This is a genomic window from Ferrimonas sp. YFM, assembly GCF_030296015.1.
Classification (GTDB): domain Bacteria; phylum Pseudomonadota; class Gammaproteobacteria; order Enterobacterales; family Shewanellaceae; genus Ferrimonas.
Window position 1 is genome coordinate 2,311,904 of the sequence record NZ_AP027368.1, and the last position, 24,267, is coordinate 2,336,170.

At 58.5% G+C, this 24,267-nt stretch carries 15 protein-coding genes; all 15 read right to left on the bottom strand.

Annotated features, from left to right (window positions below; all coding sequences use genetic code 11):
- Positions 1-55: 55 nt before the first annotated feature.
- Complete coding sequence (locus QUE41_RS10760; RefSeq protein WP_286342870.1) at positions 56-541, bottom strand: glutathione peroxidase; 486 nt, start codon at positions 539-541, stop codon at positions 56-58.
- A gap of 102 nt (positions 542-643) precedes the next feature.
- The gene (gene rmf / locus QUE41_RS10765; protein WP_084643812.1) at positions 644-820 is read right to left on the bottom strand and encodes a ribosome modulation factor; all 177 of its coding nucleotides are present in this window, start codon (positions 818-820) and stop codon (positions 644-646) included.
- A gap of 196 nt (positions 821-1,016) precedes the next feature.
- Positions 1,017-2,948: a DUF3466 family protein gene (locus tag QUE41_RS10770; protein ID WP_286342871.1), complete on the bottom strand. Its 1,932-nt coding sequence runs from the start codon at positions 2,946-2,948 to the stop codon at positions 1,017-1,019.
- Positions 2,949-2,957: 9 nt separating this feature from the next.
- On the bottom strand, positions 2,958-4,871 hold the full coding sequence (uup, locus tag QUE41_RS10775) for an ATP-binding cassette ATPase Uup (RefSeq protein ID WP_286342872.1): 1,914 nt from the start codon (positions 4,869-4,871) through the stop codon (positions 2,958-2,960).
- Positions 4,868-5,095 carry a glutaredoxin family protein gene (locus tag QUE41_RS10780; RefSeq protein ID WP_286342873.1) on the bottom strand — a complete coding sequence of 76 codons (228 nt, stop codon included), beginning with the start codon at positions 5,093-5,095 and terminating at the stop codon, positions 4,868-4,870. Before QUE41_RS10780 ends, uup begins: the two co-directional genes overlap by 4 nt.
- The gene (gene rlmKL / locus QUE41_RS10785; protein ID WP_286342874.1) at positions 5,088-7,211 is read right to left on the bottom strand and encodes a bifunctional 23S rRNA (guanine(2069)-N(7))-methyltransferase RlmK/23S rRNA (guanine(2445)-N(2))-methyltransferase RlmL; all 2,124 of its coding nucleotides are present in this window, start codon (positions 7,209-7,211) and stop codon (positions 5,088-5,090) included. Before rlmKL ends, QUE41_RS10780 begins: the two co-directional genes overlap by 8 nt.
- Before the next feature lie 95 nt (positions 7,212-7,306).
- A complete protein-coding gene (locus QUE41_RS10790) occupies positions 7,307-7,855 on the bottom strand; it encodes a cell division protein ZapC (RefSeq protein ID WP_353506871.1) in 549 nt (182 codons plus the stop codon).
- Positions 7,856-8,047: 192 nt separating this feature from the next.
- Entirely contained in the window at positions 8,048-9,073 is a 1,026-nt protein-coding gene (gene pyrD / locus QUE41_RS10795) for a quinone-dependent dihydroorotate dehydrogenase (RefSeq protein WP_286342875.1), read from the bottom strand.
- A gap of 60 nt (positions 9,074-9,133) precedes the next feature.
- Positions 9,134-13,960: an NAD-glutamate dehydrogenase gene (locus tag QUE41_RS10800; protein WP_286342876.1), complete on the bottom strand. Its 4,827-nt coding sequence runs from the start codon at positions 13,958-13,960 to the stop codon at positions 9,134-9,136.
- A 253-nt stretch (positions 13,961-14,213) separates the two neighbouring features.
- A complete protein-coding gene (locus QUE41_RS10805) occupies positions 14,214-16,577 on the bottom strand; it encodes an efflux RND transporter permease subunit (RefSeq protein WP_286342877.1) in 2,364 nt (787 codons plus the stop codon).
- A gap of 9 nt (positions 16,578-16,586) precedes the next feature.
- On the bottom strand, positions 16,587-17,621 hold the full coding sequence (locus QUE41_RS10810; protein WP_286342878.1) for a WD40/YVTN/BNR-like repeat-containing protein: 1,035 nt from the start codon (positions 17,619-17,621) through the stop codon (positions 16,587-16,589).
- A 41-nt stretch (positions 17,622-17,662) separates the two neighbouring features.
- Positions 17,663-19,027, bottom strand: a complete 1,365-nt coding sequence (locus tag QUE41_RS10815) for a DUF1329 domain-containing protein (RefSeq protein ID WP_286342879.1) — start codon at positions 19,025-19,027, stop codon at positions 17,663-17,665.
- 15 nt (positions 19,028-19,042) lie between these two features.
- The gene (locus tag QUE41_RS10820; protein WP_286342880.1) at positions 19,043-21,118 is read right to left on the bottom strand and encodes a DUF1302 domain-containing protein; all 2,076 of its coding nucleotides are present in this window, start codon (positions 21,116-21,118) and stop codon (positions 19,043-19,045) included.
- A 302-nt stretch (positions 21,119-21,420) separates the two neighbouring features.
- On the bottom strand, positions 21,421-21,639 hold the full coding sequence (locus QUE41_RS10825) for a DUF2835 family protein (protein WP_286339061.1): 219 nt from the start codon (positions 21,637-21,639) through the stop codon (positions 21,421-21,423).
- 38 nt (positions 21,640-21,677) lie between these two features.
- Positions 21,678-24,257, bottom strand: a complete 2,580-nt coding sequence (gene pepN / locus QUE41_RS10830; RefSeq protein ID WP_286339062.1) for an aminopeptidase N — start codon at positions 24,255-24,257, stop codon at positions 21,678-21,680.
- Positions 24,258-24,267: the final 10 nt, after the last annotated feature.

Genomic DNA, 24,267 nt, shown 5'->3' on the forward strand with positions numbered 1-24,267 from the left:
GCACCGACGAACAGAAAAGGGAGCCATCAGGCTCCCTTTTTTATTGTCTTAGGCGTCAGCCCAGCAGCTCTTCGATGTCCTTACGAATCAACTCAGGCTTGTAGGTGGGCGCATAGCGTTTCACTACCCTGCCCTGGCGATCGATGAGGAACTTGGTGAAGTTCCACTTGATGCCGTCCCCAAGCAGTCCCCCCTTCTCCTTCTTCAGCCACTGATAGATGGGGTGTGCGCCGCGGCCGTTGACCTCCACCTTGGCGAACAACGGGAAGCTGATGTTGAAGGTGAGATCGCAGAACTGGCGGATCTCCTCATCGGAGCCCGACTCCTGCTTACCAAACTGGTTGCAGGGAAACGCCAGAACGGTAAAGCCGCGGTCACCATACTGCTGCTGCAGTTTTTCCAGTCCTTCGTATTGGGGAGTGAAGCCACAGTTGCTGGCAGTATTCACCACAAGCACCACGGTATCCCGATAGGTTTCCATGCTGATGCTTTCGTGACGGTTGGATTGGGCGGAAAAGTCGTAGAATTGCTGGTCGTTCATCATTCTCTCCCTGAGTGAACTCTGACCCAAGCATCCCACGGGAGTGGTAGAAATAACAAGAGCTAAAGAAAAAAGCCTCCAATTCTGGAGGCTTAAGATGGATTACTTGTTAAAGAGTCCCGTTACACGATTATCGATGGCATCTCGCCAGCCGCCTAACCACCGCATCTTTGCATCTAGGGACTGATAGGGGCACTGTTCCTTAGAGCGCCCTGACAAACCGGCCTGAAATCCTCTTGATTCTGCTCTTTCCAAACGATCCCGTTTCTGTCTCTTCATTTAACACTCATCCTTCTTTCTTGGGCTTTACAGGTTGAGGAAGCTTGCGCTTCAACCTCCACTATTGGCGATTTTGTCGCCTCGTTCAACCCCTAAAAAAGACAAAAGCATGACAGCCAGATTAAGCTATTGAGAACAAACGCACTATTTTATACAAAAAAAGGGGAGCCTCTGCTCCCCTTCTCAGTGTTTGTGGTTATTTACGTCGACGCCACCAGGCCAGGGGCAGCAGCGCAAACAGACCGGCCAGCGGCCAGGAGGCACCGGAGCGCTCGTTCGGCTCAGGGTCGATGGAGGTATCCAGCGGGATGGTGCAGCTGGATGCGCCGGAGTTGGCCTTGAGCACAATGGGGCGTGGCAGCTGATCGGTGATCGGTTTACCGAAGCCATCGGTTTCGATCACCACCTTGGTGACGGTTTCGCCGGTGTTGGGATCGGTCACCTCTTCGGTAACCACCTTGCCGTCTTCCACTTTTACTCGGGGCAGACGCACCAGGGCGGTACCGACGATGTCGCCGTTCTCATTGATGCTGTTGGCCTCCACCACGGTGAAGTCCACCTCGTAGGTAATGGACTGGGCAAAGGTGGTGTCGTCGGTCACGGTGTACTTGGACCAGCGGTTGCCCTCGGCATCGACGGTGGAGCCATCTTCGTCGGCCACATAGCCGCGGGACTCACAGGTCAGCAGGCTGTTGACGTTGACGAAGTTGTTGGTGTCACCGTTCTGATCCGCGGTGTAGTCGTAGATAAAGCCGTTACGGCGACGCAGTACCCCGTTCTGGATATCGATCTCGATGTTGCCCACCACCAGGCCGGCGTCGTTGATGTCGCGGGCCAGAGAGGAGAACTCGGTCTCGGAGTTGGGGTTGAAGTCGCGGGGCTCGGTGAAGGTCTCCTCACCGGAGTTGACGTCATACACCCAGAACTTGGTGCGGATGTAGCCGCCAATGTAGCGCTGCACCGAGCCTGTGGCGATGTTGTTGTTGTTGATGGCGACGGCGGTAGAGCCTCGCAGGCCGTCCTTCTTCAGATCGGTGGGGCTGATGACGGTGCCGTCGGCCTTCCAGATCTGCGCCCACTCGTAGCTCATCAGGTTGTTGTCCCTATTGCGCTGGTTGGACTCACCCACAGCTACACCGTCATTGTTGATGGCCAGACCCTGAGCGGTGTAGGTGGTCTTATCGTCATCGTTGGGAGTAAAGGGCAGCTCCAGGGTGCGCACCAAAGTGGCGCTGTTGCCGGCGCTGTCATACTGCCAAATCGCACCGCGACGCTGATAGGAGAGGCTGCCGTTGTTTTTGGCCGCCTGAACACAGACAGACAGAGGGGTATCAATTTCGCTGTCCGCTTCGCGATCCCAGCAGGTATCCAGGGCGCTCTCACCGCCGTTGCTGATGTCGGTGCTGGCATAGCCAACAATCAGGTCGGTGTCGTTGATGCCCGCAGCCGCGGAGAAGCCACCGATGTCCAGGGGAGTCGCATTGGACTTGTCGGACTCATAGGTGGTGTATGGAGGCGCAATCAGCAGTTCATTGCCGCCGTTTTGTACGATGGCGCGAGACTCGAAGCTGCGCACATAGAAGAAGGGATCGTCGTCGTCATCCCCTGGGCTGGGGTCGTCGATCTTCTCCTGAGGACCGGTTACCGCACCCACGCGGATGTCGGCGTTGCTCTTGATGCCAAAATACCAGGCGTCGGTGGTGGCGTCGGCATCCAGGTTAGGCGCCAGCTGACCGTCCAGCGGGGCGTGGTTGGCTTTCCAAGCGTCGCCCTCATCCAGATCGAAGGGGAAGTTGTTGCCCTGGAAAGGACGGGTGGTGTTGGGTGTCAGCGCATCCACTGTGCCATAGACCACGTCTTCCACTTCGCCGACGACGTTGTTGTTGTCGTCATCGGTGGCGGTGTTGTTGATGCCCTGGGCGATGCCCACAACCACACCCTGCTCGTTGATCTTTCCGGCATAGCCGTTTCGGGTCTCCGCAAGCTGGCTGTTGGCCAGGGAGAAAGTATCACTCAGGTTGGTGATCTCATAGGCGGGCCACTGTCGCTCTGCCGCCTGGGCACCCCAGGCAGTCACCAGCGCAACGGCCAGGGTGGTTTTCTTATAGTTAAACGTCTTAAGGCTCATTGTTTCCCCTTAGCCTGAACTTTTCATGGTTTCCAGCTCTTCCCATCGGCTGAAACACCACTCCAATTCCTGTTCATCCTCGGCCAGCTTGGCCAGAATCTTATTTGTGTCATTCGGGTCCTGGTCAAAAAAACCAGGATCAGCAATCTGTTGCTGCGCCGCTTCGATGGCCTCTTCGAGGGCCTCCATCTTAGCAGGAAGCGCATCAAGTTCACGTTGTAATTTGTAGGAGAGCTTCTTCGCTTTGGGAGCCTCGGCCTTTTTCTCCTTCTCCACCTTGTCGGCGGCAGGTTTCGGCTCGGCACTGTGCGACAGCTCGCTGAAGAATCGCGCGCCCAGGCGCTGGGCGTCACTGTATCCACCTACGTACTCGTGCCACTGCCCGTTGCCCCCAAACCACCAGGTGCTGGTCACCGTATTGTCGATGAACTCCCGATCGTGGGAAACCAGCAGCAGGGTGCCTGAGTACTCGGCCAGTTTGGCCTCGAGCAGTTCAAGGGTTTCGACATCAAGATCGTTGGTGGGTTCATCCATAACCAGCAAATTTGCGGGTTTGAGGAAGAGTTTGGCCAGAAGCAGTCGATTCTTCTCACCACCGGAGAGAGAGCGCACCGGGCTGCGCGCCCGGGCCGGGGCAAACAGGAAGTCCTGCAGGTACCCCAGCACATGACGGTCTTTGCCATTGATGGTGACCGTCTGCTTGCCGTCGGCAACGTTGTCCTGCACCGACTTGTCCAGATCCAGGTCGCTGCGATGCTGGTCGAAGTAGGCCACCTCCAGTTTGGTGCCCTGCTTCACCTCCCCCTGCTGAGGGGTGAGTTTACCGAGAAGCAGCTTAATCAGAGTGGACTTGCCACAGCCATTGGGCCCGATGAGGGCGATGCGATCGCCCCGGGTCACCAGACGATCCATGGGAGAAACGATGGTCTTCTCCTCCCAGGCGAAGCCCAGCCCCTTGATGTCGAACACCAGCTTTCCGGAGAGGGCGCCCTCCTCCATCTTCATGTTGGCGTTGCCCTGGCGGCCTATGCGCTCGGCCCGCTCCTGGCGCATCGCCTTCAGGGCACGGACCCGGCCTTCGTTACGGGTGCGCCTGGCCTTGATGCCTTGACGAATCCAGGTCTCTTCGAGCGCCAGTTTGCGATCAAACTCGGCGGCCTGCTCCTCTTCAACCCGAAGCAGCTCCTCCTTGGACACCAGATAGCGCTCATAGTCGCCGGGGAAGCTGTTCAGCTGACCCCGGTCCAGGTCCACAATCCGGGTCGCCACCCGGCGAATGAAGCCCCGGTCGTGAGAGACGAATACGATACTGCCGTCAAAGCCTTTGAGCAGCTCCTCCAGCCACTCGATGGCGTCGATGTCCAGGTGGTTGGTGGGCTCGTCCAGAAGCAATACATCGGGGCGGCGTACCAGGGCTCGCGCCAGGGCGGCGCGACGTTGCCAGCCACCGCTGAGGTCGGACATGGGCACGTCGCCATCGAGATTGAGGCGACTCAGGGTCTGTTCAATCTGCTGCTCGGCGCTCCAGGCACCCTTCTGCTCCATCTCCTCCTGGATACGGTGCAACTTGGCCAGGTTGGCCTCGTTGGGATCCTCGGCCACCTTCTGACTCATGGTCTGATAGCGCTCCAGCAGTTCCCCGACCTCGGCCAGACCCAGGGCCACGTAGTGATAGACGCTGCCCTGCTGGGTTCTTGGGGGATCCTGGGGCAGATAAGCGATCTTGACGCCACTGTCGCTGGTGATGGTGCCATCGTCCAGCTCCTGCAAGCCGGCCAGGACCTTAAGCAGACTGGACTTGCCGGCGCCGTTTCGGCCGACCAGACAGACGCGTTCGCGGTTTTCCAACACGAATTCGGCGTGGTCCAGCATGGGGATATGGCCAAAGGCGAGCTGGCCATCATTGATGCGTATCAGGCTCATGAATCTTCCAAAAATCGTTCGAGTTCGGCCAGCTCGAAGGGCCAGCCAAGTTCAGCGCCGTCACTGCGCTGAACCACGGGGATCCGGACGCCATAACGCTCTACCAGGTCCGGCGAGTCGACGATGTCCACCCAGACAAAGGGCTGACCCAGTTGGGCCAGCAGTTTGGCCGCCTGCTCACACAGGTGGCAGCCGTCGGTGTGGTAGAGAACCGGCTCAGACATGACTGACCAGCCAGGCGTTATGAATCTGCTTGTTGCGGGCAAAGTCTTCCGACAGGGTCTGGGCGCTGATGTTCTTGGCCGTCAGCCCCAGCTCCGCCATCCCTTCCAGATCCATCTTGAAGTTACGCTTGTTGTTGGAGAACAAGATGGTGCCACCGGGCCTGAGCAGGCGCTTGAGGTTGCGCATCAGCACCAGGTGGTCCCGCTGAACGTCGAAGCTGGCCTGCATCCGCTTGGAGTTGGAGAAGGTGGGCGGATCGATAAAGATGAAATCGTACTGCTGATTGCAGCGCTCCAGCCACTGCAGGCAGTCCGCCTGGATAAACTGGTGCTGACGCCCTCGCAGGCCATTCAGCTCAAAGTTCTCCTCAGCCCAGCCCAGGTAAGTGTTGGACATGTCCACCGTGGTGGTGGACTTGGCGCCGCCCAGGGCGGCGTGCACCGAGGCGCTGCCGGTGTAGGCAAACAGGTTGAGGAAAGATTTGCCCTTGCTGTTTTGTTGAATCATCTGCCTGGCCAGGCGGTGATCCAGGAACAGACCGGTATCCAGGTATTCGGTGAGGTTTACCTTGAACTTGGCGCCGTACTCGTTGGCCACCAGGTCCACGGAACGGGTGTTGCGCTTCTCGTACTGGCTCTTACCCTTCTGGCGTTGACGGGTCTTGAGGATGATCCGCGCCGGGTCCACCTCGAGCACCATGGGGATCTGTCCCATGATGTCCACCAATCGGGCCTTGGCTTTGGCTTCGTCGATGCTCTTCGGCGGCGCGTACTCCTGCACCACCACCCAGTCCTGGTAACGGTCTACCGCCACGTTGTAGTCGGGCAGATCCGCGTCGTAGAGACGGTAGCAGTCGATATCCTGTTTCTTCAGCCAGCGATTGCGCAGTTTGAGGTTCTTACGCAGGCGGTTGGCAAACTCTTCGCCGCCCAGTGGGGCCGGCGCCGACTTGGCCAGTTCCTCTTCGGAGCGCCCCTTGATGGCGTAGTTGCACAGCTTCACCTCCAGGTTGGAGTTGAACAGGCGGTACTCCTTGTCGGCGCGCATACGCAGGGCATTGAACAGCATCTCTTCGGAGCAAAGCAGGCTCAGTCGCCAGTCGCCCCAGTGACGCTTGAAGTTCTGGCCCAGTTCGCTGTAGAGGCCAATGAGTCCGGACAGGTTACCCAGACGCTCGCCATAGGGAGGGTTGGTCACCACAAAGCCCGGCTGCTCGCCGATGGGGCGCGCCTCCAGGGCATCGCCCTGGGCGAACTCGATGAGATGGCGCACACCGGCACGTTTGGCGTTGTGCTTGGCCAGGGTCAGTACCTGACCATCCAGGTCGCGGCCGGCCAGACGCGTGTCGCAGGCCTTGAGGCCGCGATTGGCACGAAGGGAGGCGTCGGCGTGCATCTGCTGCCACAGGGCCTCATCGTGACCCAGCCAGGCATAGAAGCCCCAGTGCTCACGAAGCAGACCCGGTGCCTTGTCGGCAGCCATCATCGCCGCTTCAATCAGCAGAGTGCCGGAACCACAGAAGGGATCCACCAGGGGAAGCGAGGTGTCTTTGGACCAGCCGGAACGGATCAGCATGGCCGCCGCCAGGTTCTCCCTCAGGGGCGCCTGGCCACGTTCGGTGCGGTAGCCGCGCTGATGCAGGGGCGCACCGGCGAAGTTCAGACCCAGGCTGAGCTTGTTGCCCTTGAGCACGGCATCGATGCGAATCTCAGGATCCTTTTTGGTGATCCCGGGGCGCTGGCCGCACTCCTCCATGAAGCAGTCCACCACGGCGTCCTTGACCTTGAGGGCACCGAACTGGCTGTTGCGGATCTCCCGGTTGGTGCCGTGGAAATCCACCATAAAGCCGCGCAGGCTGTTAAACAGTGAGGGCCAGTGGATATCCTTGACCTGGTAGTAGAGGTCGTCGGCGTCGTCGAACTCCAGCTCGGTGATCACCATCACCACCCGGCTGGCCAGACGGGACCAGAGGCAGATACGGTAAGCGGTGGTCAGATCCGCCTGGAAGTGAACCACGGCGAGGCCTTCACGGACCTCCTGGGCCCCCAATTCTTTCAGCTCATCCACCAAGAGGTACTCTAGCCCCTTGGGAACGGCGGCGTAAAAACGCTTCATGCTATTCCGGCAGTTGATATTAAAGGGAGTAGTATACCCTTAAGTGCCGATGAGAGCTGACCGAAATGGCCTCAAGCTGATGGAAATACCACCAATCACGCGGCAGTGAAGGCCTGGCTCACAGCTTTAGGGGCAGGCGCCAGGCGATCGTTCATCACCTTGATGGCGTCGAAGGGAGCCATACGCTTGTTGCTACCCAGCTCCAGAGTTTCGGAGATCAGCATCAGCAGGGAGCTGCGCTCCTCCGCCTGAACCACCACAAACAGGCCGTTGCCCTGCTCTGTATGGAGGCTGCACACCTTGGCGGGCTTGCTGTAGACAATGCTCTGGCTGTGGGTGAAGTACCAACTCTTGGGCATTCTTGGCAGTGCGAAAAAACTCAAGGCGGTGGCATTGAGCGCAATCTGCACCAGTTGAGGCTCGGCCAGGTTCAGCTGCTTGCCCAGCTCCTGCAGGCAGCGGGTATAGAACTCCGCGTGCTCGGCACAAAATGGCATGCCATGGAGGGCGTCGGGAATTAACTGACCGGCGTCGTAGGGAGTGAGGAATACCATTTCGTCTCCAAGGTCGAGAGCCAACCTGGAGTGTTGCGGTTCGAAGAACCAACGCCAATTTGATGTGGGCATAAGCAACATGAGAGGCATCCTTTCTTTATGGATGAATTTTATACTAATCCATCTATTCAGGAATGAGCAAGAAGTAAAACAAATTATTTTACGGATCTTATTATTAAAAAGAAAGATCAAAAATGGGGATCATATGGATCCCCGATCGTTTTTTGATCCAATAAATAAAAAAGGCCACGCTAGGTGGCCTGATCATTATTTGTTCGATCCTTATTTTCTCTTAAGGAAATCTTCGGTGATCGACTTAATCAATTCTGGGCCTTCATAGATAAAGCCCGTGTAGATCTGAACAATCTTGGCACCGGCGTCGATCTTCTCCATCGCATCCTGGCCACTGCCGATCCCCCCTACCCCGATAATGGGCATGGCGCCATCTAGGTATTCTGCAGTTTTTGCAATGACTTCAGTAGCGCGTTGAGTCAAGGGAGCCCCGGACAAACCGCCCGCTTCCACATGCTCCGGCAGGTGCTTGACCGCTTCCCTGTCGAGGGTCGTATTGGTGGCGATAACGCCATCAAATTTAAATTTAATCAGGGCATCGCAGATCTGCTTGAGTTCTTCGTCACTGAGGTCAGGCGCAATTTTTAATGCAATAGGTACATAGCGACTATATTGCTTCGACAAGGCTTCTTGTCTCTCTTTCAGTGAGCCAAGCAGGTCATCCAGCATGTCACCATATTGCAGCGAACGCAGACCAGGAGTGTTGGGTGATGAAATATTCACCGCAATGTAGTCGGCCACTTCATAGACTTTATCCATACAGAAGAGGTAATCGTTTTTACCCTCTTCGAGTGGGGTAGTCTTATTCTTTCCGATATTCACACCAATAATGGCATCGCCCCGGTTGCTGTTTTTTATGTTTTTAACCAGGTTGTCGACGCCAAGATTATTGAAGCCCATACGGTTGATGATCGCCTTGGCCGGACGCAGACGGAAAGCCCGGGGCTTGTCGTTGCCTGGCTGAGGACGAGGCGTCACCGTACCCACTTCGATGTGGCCAAAGCCCATGGCAACGAAGGCATCGATGCTCTCACCATCCTTGTCCATGCCAGCGGCCAGGCCAACAGGGTTGGGGAAGGTCAGGCCCATGCACTCCACCGGGGCTGCTGGCAGCTTCTGGCTGTAGAACATCGCCAGCGGGGTGCCGGCGGTGCATCGCAGGGAAGTGATTGCAAAGTTATGGGCGAATTCCGGATTGGTCTGGAACAAGAACTTTTGTGCAATCTTATAGAACAATGTGTTTTCTCCTACCGAAAAAAAGCCCCGGCTGATTGCCGAGGCTTTTGGTGTTATGGGTTAACCATGGGAATTGCAACGCATGATGAGCAGGTTCAGCTCCCGCAGGGCAACAGAGAATTTTGCAAATTCATGTGTCTTGGAGCTGTGGAACTCAGCCATCATATGTAACCATCTATCCAGGGTCTGTTCATTCTCTTCTACCCACTGGTTGATGATGGCATCGGCGCTGCATTCGCCCTGACAGTTCTTGAGAACCACCGAGGTGAGCATGCGCTGCTGCCAGTCCAGATCTTCGCGGAACGCTGCCCGCGCCAGAGCCTGCCAGTGGTTGGTCACCGGCTGCTGGCTGATCTGATTCAGGAACCAGTGCAGTTCGATACCGGCACCCAGCTTAAAGTAGGTTTCGGCCACCAGGGCCACCGGCTTGCCTTCAGACTTCGCGACTTCGGCGATGTCCAAAGCGGAGAACAGGGTACTTAAGTGGGACATGCGGCGCGCCAGTTCTGGCGTAATGCCCTGCTCCACCATGGCGCTTTCGTCTTCTGAGAGTTGCGCCACTTCGTCCTCCACCAGGAACCCGTCGAAGCCTGCATCCAGCTCCTCCACCACGCCGCGGTAGAATTCCGCTTCGGCTTCGATGCTGAGGCTGCGGTTACGATGACGCAGGAACCAACGGGTTACCCGCCTCAAGGTACGCCGAACCTGATTAAGCAGTTCGCTTTGCCTGTGGGCATCAACGTCATCAAGAGCGTTGATTTGTCGCTTAAGATCTTCGAGATCAAAGACCTGACAGGAGACAGTGTAACATATTGCCACCTCCTCAACTGCGGCGCCTGTCTCATCTTGCATACGCTGGATGAAATTGAGCCCCATCTCGTTGATGATGTCATTGGCCAGGCTGGTGGCGATGATTTCGCCGCGCAAGGGGTGAGTGGCCATCTGCTCGGAGAAACGCTGCTGCAGTTCTACCGGGAAGTATTCCACCAGGCGACGGGCCAGGAACTCGTTGTCGGTGATCTCGGCGGAAACCAGCTGCTCCTTGAGCACCATCTTGGCGTAGGCCACCAGTACGGACAGCTCGGGGCGGGTCAGGCCGACGCCGGAGAGCTGGCGCTCATTGAGCTCATCCTCGTTGGGCAGGAACTCCAGGGCGCGGTCCAGCTTGCCCGCTTTCTCCAGGTGCTGCATGAAGCGGATCTGCTCTTTGAGCTGGTCCGAGTTGAGCACCTCGGTGACGGAGATGGACTGAGCCTGATCGCGGCAGTCCTGCAGGACAATCTCGGCCACCTCATCGGTCATCTTCTCCAGCAGCTGGTTACGCTGCTTGATGGTGAGGTCGCCCTGAGCCACCAGCTGATTGAGCAGGATCTTGATGTTCACTTCATTATCGGAACAATCCACACCGCCCACGTTGTCGATGAAGTCGGTGTTGATGCGGCCGCCGCGCTTGGCGTACTCGATGCGGCCCAGCTGGGTCAGACCCAGGTTACCGCCCTCGCCCACCACCTTGGCGCGCAGTTCACTGCCGTTGACCCGCAGTACGTCGTTGGCACGGTCGCCCACGTCGGCGTCGGTCTCGCTCACCGCCTTAACATAGGTGCCGATACCGCCGTTCCACAGCAGGTCCACCTCCATCATCAGCAGCTGGCGAATCAGCTCATTGGGGGCCATCTGATTCTTGTTGGTGCCGATCATCGCCTTGATCTGCGGGGTCAGCTTGATGGACTTGGCGCTGCGGTTGAAGACACCGCCCCCTTCGGAGATCAGCTCGCTGTTGTAATCCTCCCAGGTGGAACGGGGAAGCTTGAACAGGCGCTCACGCTCGGCGTAGGAGGTGGCGGAATCCGGATTGGGGTCGATGAAGATGTGCATGTGGTTGAAGGCAGCCTGCAGGCGGATGTGCCTGGAGAGCAGCATGCCGTTACCGAAGACGTCGCCGCCCATGTCGCCCACACCCAGCACGGTGAAGTCTGTGGTCTGGCAGTTGACGCCCAGCTCACGGAAGTGACGTTTCACCGACTCCCAGGCACCGCGGGCGGTAATGCCCATCTTCTTGTGGTCATAGCCATACTGACCGCCTGAGGCGAAGGCGTCGCCCAGCCAGAAGTCGTAGCTTTCGGAGATGGCGTTGGCAATGTCGGAGAAAGTGGCGGTGCCCTTATCCGCCGCCACCACCAGGTAGGGGTCATCCTCGTCGTGGCGCACCACGCGATCTGGCGGGGTCAGCTGGCCGGCAACGATGTTGTCGGTGATGTCCAGCAAGGCGCTGATGAAGATCTTGTAGCAGGCCTGGCCTTCCGCCAGCATGCCGTCACGGTCTGTGGGCAGGTTTTTGCACACAAAGCCGCCCTTGGCACCGGAGGGCACGATCACCGTGTTCTTCACCTGCTGAGCTTTAACCAGACCCAGCACCTCGGTACGGAAGTCTTCGCGGCGATCGGACCAGCGCAGTCCGCCTCGGGCCACCTTGGCACCGCGCAGGTGAACACCTTCGACACGAGGTGAGTAAACAAAGATCTCAAACTTGGGCAGCGGCAGCGGCATCTCCGGGATCTCCGCCGGGGAGAACTTGTAGGAGACGTAGCTCTTGGGATGGCCCTTGTCGTCGTGCTGATAGAAGTTGGTCCGCAGGGTCGCCTGAATCAGGGAGATGTAGCGGCGAATAATGCGGTCGTCATCCAGGTTGGACACGTCGTCCAGGTAGGTGTTGGCCTGCTCAATCTGCTTCTCCAGATCCCGCTTGGCCTTGGAGCCCGGGTTGAACTTGCGATCGAACATCTTCACCAGCAAAGAGGCGATGTGCGGATACTCGGCCAGCGTCTCCTCGACGTAGGTCTGGGAGAAGGTGCCGTCAATCTGGCGCATGTACTTGGCGTAGGAGCGCAGCACGCTGGCTTCACGACCGGTCATGCCGGCGGAGAGGATCAACCGGTTAAAGCCATCGTCTTCCAGATCCCTGGCCCACACCTTGGCGAAGGCTTCCTGGAAGCGGGCCTGGGCCGCATTGATGTCCACCTCGGTCTTGCCGGACAGGGTCATGTTGAAGTCGAGCACCCAGTACACCTGACCGTCGGCGGTATTGATGCAGTAAGGTCGCTCACCAATCACCCGTAGACCAAAGTTCTCCAGCATGGGCAGCACGTCGGACAGGTGAATGGGCTCGTCCTTGTGGAACAGCTTCAGGCGAACCTGGTTGGCGTCCAGCACCGCTTCCTGGGGCTGATAGAACAGCATCCCCAGCTGATCGGAATCGTTGAGCTTCTCCAGCTTGGCCACGTCCACTACTGCGGCGGAGGGCAACACGTCCTCTTTGTAGCTGCGGGGGAAACCGGGGAGATAGTTGTTGGCGATCGCCTTACCCTTGGCCTGGCCAAAGGTTTTGCGCAGGGCGCTGTCTACCTTGTCTTCCCAGGAGCGGGTCAGCTCCACCAGGTTGTTCTCCAGCGCAGGGACATCAATATCCATATCGTTATCTTCAACTTTTACCAGGTAGTGGGTTCGAGCCAGAATGGACTCGGAGAAGAAGGTGGTGAACTCCACCTCCTCTTCGGCACTGAAGTACTCCGCCAGCAGTTTCTGGGTGTTGACCCGCAACTGGGTGTTGTACCTGTCCTTGGAGACGTAGACCATGGCGGAGATAAAGCGGCCGAACAGATCCTTGCGCAGGAACAGGCGAACCTTATCCCTGTCCTGCATCTGCAGCACACCCAGGCCAATCTCCAGCAGCTCCTGCTCGTTGGCCTGAATCAGCTCATCGCGGGGATAGGTTTCCAGCACATTGAGCAGGGCCTTGTAGTCGTGGGAGCGCGGCGCCAGGCGGGAGCGCTCCATCACCCGGTTGAGCTTGGCGGAGAGCAGAGGGATCTCGCGGGGACTGCGGTTGTAGACGGAGCTCGCGTACAGGCCGATGAAGCGATCTTCACCGACGACCCTGCCCTCTTTGTCGAAGCGCTTCACACCGATGTAATCGATGTAAGCGGGACGATGCACCCGGCTCTTGGAGTTGGTCTTGGTCAGCACCAGGGGCGCTGGGCCCAGGGCTTCCCGGCGGGCCGACTCAGGCAGAGTGGAGAGCAACAGGTGACGGGCGGTGTCGTCTTTGGAACGCATCATCCCCAGGCCGGTCTCCATCTGCGGCGTCAGTTCGACGTCTCCAGAGACGGGCACCAGGTCATAGCGTCGGAAACCGAGCAGGGTGAAATGGTGATTGAGCAGGAACTTGAGGAATTCGGTGGCTTCACCGTGCTTCCCCTCCTTGTCATTCTCCTCCATCTCCCGGACAGTGGCGCCCAGTTGAGCGCGCATGGCATCCCAGTCGTTCACTGAGGCGGCCACGTCGGTGACCACGGAGTTGAGCTCCTGATGAACGGTGCTGACCTCCTCCTCGGTGGAGAGGCTGTCCACCTCGATGAGGAAGACGGCGATGCGTTCGTCGTTGGCCTTGGCTTCTGCCAGGGAACGCAGCTCAACCACCCGCCCCTTCTTGTCCCGCTGAATGGCCAGGGGCACATGAATCATCAGGTGGGAGGTCACCCCAAGGCGATTGAACGCCATGGCGACCGAGTCCACCAGAAACGGCATGTCTGGCTGGATCATCTCGATCACCGTGTGATTGGACTGCCAACCATGGGTGCTCTGAAGCGGGTTAAATACCCGGCTGAAGGTCTTGCCGCCGGAAACCTGATTCAAACTGTTCCACAGGCTGAGAATGGCACCATAGAGATCGCTGTCGCTGCGGGCGTAGAGATCGTCCCGGGACAGGGTTCCATAGAGTGCGTGGGCAAAGCGTTCGAGCAGGATGGCATCCTGCTTGGGGAGGTTGTTGTGGATGAGACCCACAACATTTTCGAGTAGGACGGAAGGGATAGTGTCGTTATTAGCCATGTTGCTGATTCCCTCTGCTGCTATGGCACCAGATTTTTGTAGTTTTTTAGCTCCGTGTCGGCGCCCCTTCGGCACCGCGGATGCAGCGAAGTGTATCACCATTTTTCGGGATCTGTGAGCGGAATCCACTTTCGAAATTGGGCTTTATAAGTGGTTAATGAGGAAGTTCTGAAAAAAGCGTCAATAATGTACGCTTTCTATGCAAAAAAGGCCGCATATGCGGCCTTTTTATTCAGGAGTGCTATTTAAGCAATCAGGCTTTTCGATTAAACCACAACAACTTAACCATTGCCGGAAGGAGAATAATCGCGGCTAACATGTTCACTAGGAACATAAACGTCAACATTATCCCCATGTCCATCTGGAACTTAAGCGCCGAGAACACCCAGGTGCTTACTCCCACCGCCAGGGTGATGCCGGTGAAAACCACCGCATTGCCCCGGTCGCACAGCGCCTTGAGATAGGCTTCCTGGACCGAATGGCCATCACGAAGCATGATGGACATGCTCGACAGGATGTAGATGCCATAGTCCACACCGATGCCCACACCCAGGGCGATCACCGGCAAGGTGCTCACCGTCAAGCCAATCTCGAGCATGCTCATCAGCGCCTGGGCCAGGGTGGACACCAGGTACAGGGGAACAATCACCGAAATGGTGGCCCGGATGGAGCGGAAGCTTATCAGACAGAGCAGGAATACCGCGCTGTAGACATAGAGCATCATGGGGCCCTGGGCCTCTTCCACCGCTTCGTTGGTGGACGCCATCACCCCAACCGGACCCGAGGCCAGACGGAACTTCAGCTCATCGGTGTCGTACTCACCCTGCAGCTTCTTCACCTCGGCCACCACGGTGTCGATGGTCACCGCCTTGTGGTCCTTGAGGAACAGGTACACGGGCATCACCGAACAGTCGTTGTTGAGCAGACCGGTGGAGGTGGGCACCCGACCTACAGACTGCACCAGAGTAGCGGTGGTGCGTGGCAGCACCCGCCATCTGGGATTACCCTCGTTGAAGCCGCCGTTGACCACCTTGGCCACCGAGGCCAGGCTGGCGGCGGACTCTACCCCGGGTACGTTTTCCATCTGCCACTGGAAGCGGTCGATGCGCTCCAGCACATGATGATAGGTGCAGGCCTCGGGGAAGGCTTCCACAATCACCGTCAGCACGTCTGTGGTGATGGTGAAGTTGTCGGTGATGAAGGCGGTGTCCAGGTTGTAGCGGCTGTCCGACTTCAGTGCCGGCGCACCGGCATGCAGGTCGCCAATCTTCATCTCCTGGGATTTCTCATACCCCACCAGATAGGCGACGGCGGCAACCACTACAATCACCAGGGCCCAGGGCTTGGAGGCAAACACGGATATCGCTTTCCAGACCGGCGACACCTTGGCGTGTTCCGCCCTGACCCGCTCCAGGTAATTCTCGCTGAAACTGACGTAGGAGAGCAGGATTGGCAGCAGCACCAGGTTGGTCAGGATGATCACCGCCACACCCAGGGACGCGGTGATGGCCAGCTCGCGGATGATGCCGATGTCGATGGAGAGTAAAGTCAGAAAGCCGATGGTGTCCGACAGCAGCGCCACGCCACCGGGCACCAGCAGGCTGCGGAACGCCAGCTGGGCCGCGCCCTTGGCGCTCTGCCCTTCGGCCACCTTATGGCCCACGGCGTTGATCATCTGCACCCCATGGCTCACGCCGATGGCGAACACCAGAAAGGGCACCAGAATGGACATGGGATCCAGGCCGAATCCCAGCACGGTCAGACCGCCAAGCTGCCACACCACGGCCACCATGGAACACAACAGGGGCAAGATGGTCAGCTTGGGGCTATGGCAGAAGTAGTACACCATCAATGCGGTGATCACCAGCGCCACGGCGAAGAAGCCCACGACCCCGGCCGCCCCTTCGGCCACATCGCCCGCCATCTTGGCAAAGCCGATGATGTGCACCTTGATGGTGTCATCCTGGTACTTCACCCTAAGCTCCTGCTCCAGGGTCTCGGCCAGGGCCAGTACATCCAGGGGCTTGGTCATGTCACTGCGACCTTCGGCCTGAGCCTTGGCCCGCTCCTCCTCATTGAGGGAGACCCGGTCCATCAGCTGGGCACTGACCATGGCGGCACTGAAGTCATCGGCCACCAGCCGTCCCACCGCGCCGGCCTTCTCGATGTTGGCGCGGACGATGGCCAGCCCCTCCTCGGTGGGACGGAAATCGGCGGGGATTACCGGCCCGCCCTGGAAGCCGTCTTCCACCACTTCGGTGAAACGGGTCGAGGGGGAATAGAGGGATTTGACCTGGCTGCGATTGACCCCTTCGATGAAGAACAGCTGGTCGTGAATTTCTCGCAGCACTTCAAAGAACTTGGGGTTGAAGATGTTGCCGCTGGAGTCCTCCACCGCCACCATGATGCTGTTGGCGCCGCCAAACTGTTCACGGTGCTTGAGGTAGGTCTCCATATAGGGGTGATTCAGGGGGATGTTTTTGGTAAACGCCGCGTCCATCTTCAGCTGGCCGGCACTGTAGCCCAGGGCGACAGTTGCCAGCGCAAACATGATCAGAACGGTCTTTCTGCTGCGGAACAGCACCTGCTCAATCCAGTTCACCATCCTTGTGGTCATAACAGCTCCTTACTCCTCAATGGTGAATGGTTGAACGCCGTGACTGCCGGCCAACCAAAGGTTGCCATCGCCGTTTTCGGCGAGATCAACCAGGTCCTGCCCCTTGGCCACCCGGACCAGGGTAAAGTCAGATTCTCCAGGCTTGCGATAGGCAAGGTCACCACCGTTGGCCACCATCACCAGGGTGCCATCGGACAGACGGCGGATGCTGTTGAAGGTGCCCTGGGTACCCAGCTCCACAGGTGCCCAGTTCTCTCCCTGATCCCGGCTTTCAAAGGCATTGCCGCGCAGACCCACGACCACCCAGCGTCCATCGTCGTCCATGGCCATGTCGGACAGGGAGCCAAAGTAGATCTCAGGGAGTCGTTGCCAGGTACGGCCATAGTCGTTGGAGCGTGCCATCAGCCCCATCTCACCCACGGCAAAGAGATCGCCCCCGGGCAGAGCCAGGATGCGATTGATGTGGGGCAGCATGGCCGCCCGCTCAGCCAGGTAGTCCTCCTCGCTGTCGGCGCGGATCTCCTCTAGATAGAGGCGGTCGTCTTCGATCAACAGGCTGTCCAGATACTCGAACTGCCAGGACCTGCCACCATCCTTGGTACGGAACAGCTGACCGTAGGCACCTACGGCCACCCCCTCGCTCTCATTCCGGAAATGAATATCCAGCAGGGGCACTTCCAGGTCCGGGCGCCACTGTTGCAGGCTCCAGCTCCTGCCACCATCGGCGGTGTGCAGAATCGCGGCATCATGGCCGACCGCCCAGCCCTGCTGATCGTTCAGCATAAACACTCGGGTCAACAGAGTGCTTACCGGCACTTCAGCCTGCTGCCATACCTCATTACCGCTTGTCTTGATCAGAACCTGCCCCCGGCTTCCCACAGCCACCAGAGCGTCGCCCGCGGGGGAGAGGCTCATCATTGGACTGGTTTGGGCTTTGGGGACTTGGATCGCCGCCAGGGGAGTGGGAGCCGGTGGCTCCGCCATGGCGTGACCACCCATCAGGGCAAGCGGAATCAACATCATTAACCGCATAGTGGTATCCATACCGGGGGCAGTCTCCTGCCCCCTTATTTTAGTTTTAAGATTTAGCGTCGGCCGCTGCGACGCAGAGCGTTAGTGGTGAACTCCTTCTGAACGCTGAACTCCTCTTCGAAGCTGGCCACGCCATCTTCATTGTCCAGGCCCATGGCCAGGTAGCGACGAGAGCTCAGATCGTAGAACACTTCGAGGGTGGTCCACAGAGTGGGCAGGTCGTAGTAGTTCACCGCATGGGCCATACCAACACGATAGAGCTGGTCACGCTTGTCGTAGAGATCCACCAGGCTCACCTGCCAGCTGTCCTCGTCCAGGTAGAAGGTACGGGTCTTGTATAGGTGGCTGATGCCATCTTTGAGGGTCGCTTCCACTTCCCACACCCGGTGCTTCTCCCAACGGACCAAATCCATGTTGATGTGGCCAGGCTTGAGGATGTCCTTATACTTCACATCCGCCCCGTGCAACTTGTAGTTGTTGTAGGGGATGAGGATCTCCTTCTTGCCCTTGAGCTCCCAGTTGTAGCGGGAGGGAGAGCCGTTGTACATGTCGAAGTCATCGGTGGTCCGCATGCCATCGGACGCGGTGCCCGGAGTGTCGAACGCCACATTGGGGGCACGACGGACCCGGCGCTGACCTGTGTTGTAGGTCCAGGCCTTACGGGGCTCCTTCTCCTGATCCATGGTTTCATGAACCAGTAGAGCGGTACCCGCCAGACGAGCCGGTGAGGTCACCACCTGCTTGAAGTAGAACAGCAGGTTGTCTTTCTGAAGCTGATCCGCGTTGGCATCAGGCCGCGAGTAGAGGAACTTAATCTTCTCATCGGTCTTCACCAGGGTGTAACTGCCACTGGCGGTGGGCGCCGCCTGGCCACGGAGGATCTGGGCATCGGCGCCGCGATAACGCAGGATGTGGTTCCAAATAGCTTCCAGTCCGTTTTGTGGCATGGGGAACGGCACACCGATGGCGGCGTTCTTCAGGCCATTGCCCCCGGCCACCAGCTCGGCGGTGGTGGCGTTGGTGATGGAGGCGTCATAGATAAACTGCGGATAGGACGCGCTGCGATGCGTCGGGTAGACGGTCATCTTGAAGGTGTCCGGATACATCTCGAACATCTTCTTCACCCCTGGGGTCAGCAGCTCACCGTACTCACCCATATTCTGGGCGGTAATGGTGTACAGTGCCTGGTCTCCGGCATAAGGGTCGGTGTGGAAGTCACCTGGTTTATAACCGGCGGGCGCCTCGGTGATGCCGCCGGTCCAGGCAGGAATGGAGCCATCTGCGTTGCCGGCTTTCTCGGCACCAACAGGCGTCAGGGTGTCACCCAGGGCCTTGGCCTGCTCCGGGGTCACCTTGGCCATGGCGCCAAAGCTGCAGCTCAGGGCCAGCATGGCCGCGAAAAGTGGTTTTACTTGCATTACTCCTCTCCCCTCTTAGATTGAGAACTTCAGGTTAAAGGAGACAAAATCTTTGTCGTCCATAGAGTTGGTGGAACCCTTTCCATCCCAGAAAGCGTTGTAGGCCAGGTCAGCAGACCAACGGCTCTGATAGTCGAAGGCGAAGGTCACGGAAGCGGACTTACGATCTTCGACAAACAGGAACAGAGGATCCGGGGTGGTACCGCTCACGTCGTGGGAGAACACCACTCGGGGCGACATGTTCCAGCCAAAGGCCACGTTGGAGTAATCCCACTTGGCCACCAGGCGATAACCCCAGGCGTTGTCTGTGGGGAACGCGTCCTCTTCCGGACCGTTGTGCAGGATATCCAGCACCGCCAGGTTATCTTCTCGTCCCGCTGAGCCGGCTCGTTCGGTACCTGGGCCATTCAGACGCAGCACCGCCTCATCGGGCATGTCGTGCAGCCAGACCCCACCCACTTCGGCCAGCATCAGGAAGTTGTCTGCACCCATGGTCGGACCGAAGATGTGAGTCAGGGTCATCTGCGCCTGAGTGCTGTCGGTCAGCACATAACCTGGCGCATACTCACCTGGGCCTACCTTGGTGCCATCGGGCTTAACGTACTGGGACAGGTTCTCGAAGATGGCGAAGGCTTCGGGATCGGCGTTGTACAACTGCTCCGGCATGGCGGCAAACAGCAGCTCAACGTCGTCAATCTGCAGAGGCTCATCCTGACGGTAGGCAATCTCACCGGCGACCGAGGTGTCGCCCACCGTGGTGTTGAAGGAGACGCCGTACAGTTTGATGTCTTCCGGATACTCAAGGGTCGCCTTGGAGAAGGAGTTGAGCTGCAGAAGATCATTACGAGACACCTCGCCATTCAGACCAGCCAGAGTGGCCAGATCCGCGGCAACGGCGTCGGCGCCGAAGTTGGCAGTCTGACCGCTGATCAGCGGACGACGGCTGTGGTAATTCATGTAGTAGAAGCCAAATTCGGTGTCGTTCAGCTCAGGGGCAAAGTAGCCCAGCTTGATACCGTACTGACCCTGGTCGTCAGGCTCCTGCTCATAGTTGATCAGGGTGACCTTGGTTGGGTAGGCAATGGCTGCGGAGCCCAAACCGGCCAGGGCCGCAGGGCCGCCGGCTTCGAGGGTCTGCGCCGCCACCGAACTTAGCTGAGCGTACTGCTGAAGCACCCAGTCCAGGGTGTTGTCCGGGTTGGAGGTAAAGCCCAGCTGGGCGTTGTTCACATAGCCACCCGCTCCGGCAAAGTCGTTGCTGGAGAAGTAGGTGCCGGTCACCGGCAGACGGGTCTGTTCCCAGCGGTACTGGTAGAAGGCTTCCACGTTCAGGTTTTCGGTCAGGCCCAGGGAGGCCCACACCATGCCAACGGGAATGAAGGCTTCTTTGAGTTCGGCCCCGGGTGCCTGCAGGCGGGCCAGATCGACCGGGTTGATGGAGTTGATGCCGTGGGCAATCAGGGTGCTCTCACCCCAGCTGACCACCTGCTCACCGATTCGGATGGAGAGAGGCATGTCGCCCAGGTCCCAATCGGCAAAGAAGTAAGCGTCGAGCAGACGGATGTCAGAACAGGCGTACTCGGCCGCCTTGGAGTCTTCACACACGTCATACTTTGCGCCGGAAACCGGATTGCGGTAATCGAAGTCCGAGTCTTCCAGTCGCTTATCGTAGAAGTACATGCCACGGATGAACACACCCATGTTGTCGTACACCAGTTCCAGTTCGTGCAGGCCTTTGAACACCTCGGTGAAGGTGTCGCCCTGATCATAGAGCAGGTTGCCCAGATCCTGGTTGGCAGAGTAGGAACCTGGCAGGGCAAACAGCTGATCGCCGCCGTAGACCTCGTTGAAGCCACCACCGGCGAAATCAAATCCGTAACCCGTCCAGTCCAGACCGGGCTGACTGGATTTGGCTACCTTGCCATAGTCACGGTCCTCGACTCGCCAGGCCGCACCTACTGTCCAGGTGGAGTCAAAGCTCCCCTCTATCTCTCCCCAATTAAAGGTAACTGCTGAGGCCGGAGCGGCTAACACCGTACAGATGCTGGCTGCCAGCGCGGAGCGGCGAAAAACCTTAGCGCCTTGTCTCATTGTCGCGGTTCTCCCTTCCCTGAATTTATAGTTTTGTTGTATGCCGTCACTGTAACGGCACATTAACCCCATTGTTACAACAACGGCGGTGAGGGAGCAACCTTTTTAGGAGAGAGAATCCGCTGAATTTTTAGGAGCTTAAGTAAAGATTTCGCCGAAACCTGTGGGTCAAATTTGATTCAAGTCACACATTGACATTTCGCAATTGCGTAAACCATTGAATTCATCAGGCTTTATCTGGAAAAGCGCGGCAAGTTAGAATTGCAACAACCGTTTGAAGTTATTGCTCTATTAAAGAGATGTTACGTCAATCGTTGCAAATTCAGGAACTGGCTGTCGTTGTCGAGGGTCAGTTGAAAGCGGCCATGGATGCCGCGGGCGGAGAGAAAGGGACGCAGATATCTGGGGTGCAGGTGGATCACCCTGCCCCGCAAACAGCGCACCACCACCACCTGGGCCTGACCCTGGTAGTAGCGTTGCATCTGTTGCCAGCCGATGGCCAGATCGAAGATGTAATCCATAACAGCGCGGGCGGCCGTTGCCGGCCGCCCTCCTCGACTCAGCTCAGGCTTTTGCTGACCTTTTCATACAGGTCCTTGGAGAGATCCTCCAGTGCCATCAGCTGCTCCAGGCACTCACGCATCTGCTGCTGACGCGCCGGAATATGCTGCTTGAAGCCGATCAACGGGGTGATGATGCGAGCGGCACACTGAGGGTTGATGCCGTTGAGGCGGGTCAGCTGCTCGGTGAGGAAGCGGTAGCCCGCTCCGGACGCATCGTGGAACGCCTGAGGGTTGCCATCGGCGAAGGCCCCTACCAGGGCACGAACCCGGTTGGGGTTGCTGATGTCGAAGGCAGAATGATCCATCGCCTGGACGATCTCCTCCAGCAGAGGCTCGACCTCCATAGGGGTGGTGGCCAGCTGGCTGAAGTACTTGTCCATCACCAGAGGATCCTGACGCCACTTGGCCTCGAAGGCGCTCATCATCTGCTGACGCTGGGGCAACAGCCCCTGATTGGCCGCTCGCAGCGCCCCAAGGGTGTCGGTCATATTACCGGCCTGCTCATACTGGGCCAGCACCAACTCGGATTCCCCGCCCAGTGCCATAAACTCCAGCAGCAGGTTCTTCAGGGCACGGTGAGGCGCATCGTCTGCGATTACGCATCTCTGATAAGCCTGCCTCATCTGGCTCGCCAGGGCACTGGCCAGGGTCTGTTGCAATTGGCGGCGAGCCTGGTACAGGGCCACCACGTCACAGCCACTGCGCATCTCCATCAGGGTGGAGACCGAAGGCAGAGCCAGCATTTGCGAAACCAGGGCGGCATCCAGACTGTCGTCGGCCAGGATCTGCCCAAACGCCTCAGTCAGGGCGCCGTTGTCCTGGGCTTCACCGTCCAGGGTTGCCAGCACCGCATTGCCCAGAATCCCCTGAGCCGCATCCCAACGGGCTACCGCGTTGTTGGCGTAGCTCATCAGGTGAATTCGCTCCGCTTCACTCTGGGAGAAATTCAGTTTCACCGGTGCGGAGAACTCCTGCAGCAGGGACGCCACCGGCTTGGCGCTCACCCCGTCAAAGGTCAGGGTCGCGCTCTCTTCGGTCAGGCTGTACAGCCCGTCGAAGGGCTGCCCGTCCAGCGTCATCTCCAGGGCTTGGCCAGTGGCGCTCAGCAGCTCGAGTTTCACCGGCAGATGCAGCGGCAGCTTCTGCGCCTGATCCGCCGTGGCCGGCGTATGTTGACTCAGGTGCAGTGTGTACTGGGCCTTGTCGGCGTCAAACGCCTCCTCAACGGTCAGGACCGGGGTACCGGACTGGCTGTACCAGCGACGGAACAGGGTCAGATCCACGCCGCTGGCGTCCTCCATCGCCTGAACAAAGTCGTCACAGGTGACCGCCTGGCCGTCGTGCCGCTCTACATAGAGGGCCATCCCCTCCTGGAACCCCTGCTCACCCAGCAGGGTGTGCAGCATGCGGATGATCTCGGCGCCCTTGTCGTACACGGTCACCGTGTAGAAGTTATTCATCTCGATCACCTTGTCCGGGCGGATCGGGTGGGCCATGGGGCCGGCGTCTTCGGCGAACTGAATGCCGCGAATCACCTTGACCGCTTCGATGCGGTGCACCGCGCGGCTGCCAAGATCCGAGGAGAACTCCTGATCCCGGAATACGGTGAGGCCCTCTTTCAGGCTCAGCTGGAACCAGTCACGGCAGGTGATGCGGTTGCCGGTCCAGTTGTGGAAATACTCATGGCCGATGATCGACTCGATGCGGTCAAACTCGGCGTCGGTGGCACTGTCGCTGTCTGCCAGCACACACTTGGAGTTGAATACGTTCAGCCCCTTGTTCTCCATGGCTCCCATGTTGAAGAAGTCCACGGCCACCACCATGTAGATGTCGAGATCGTACTCGAGGTTAAACCGCTCCTCGTCCCACTTCATCGCCCGCTTCAGGCTGGCGATGGCGTGATGGCCTCGCTCCCGCTGGCCCTTGTCCACAAACAACTGCAGAGCCACGTCCCGGCCACTGGCGGTGGTGAAGCTGTCCTCAAGCAGATCGAAATCGCCGGCCACCAGGGCAAACAGATAGCTGGGCTTCGGATAGGGGTCGACCCAGGTGGCAAAGTGGCGACCACCGTCCAGATCGCCACTGTCCACCTTGTTGCCGTTGGCCAAAAGGTAGGGATAGGCGGCCTTGTCCGCTTCGATGCGGGTGGTGTATTTGGCCAACACATCTGGCCTGTCCAGGAAGTAGGTGATGCGACGGAACCCTTCCGCCTCACACTGGGTACAGAAAGTGCCTTCGGACTTGTACAGGCCTTCCAGTGCGGTGTTTTTGGCCGGGTCGATGCGGGTAACCAGGGTCAAAACCCCGCTGTCTTTGTCCATGGGCAGCACCAGGTTGCCCTCCCCCAGGCGGTACTCATCTGCTGCCAGGGAGACGCCGTCGATGGACACGGACACCAGCTCCAGCTCCTCACCCACCAGCGCCAATTCAGTGGCACCAGGCTGAGTGCGGCGGATGGCGCTTTGAGCGGTCACCAAAGTGGCATGGTCTTCCAGCTGCACCGTCAGGTGAAGGGTGTCTATCTGATAGGGACTGGCGTGATAATCTAGGCGGTGGCGGGCTGTCGGCTGCGACATGGTTGTCCTC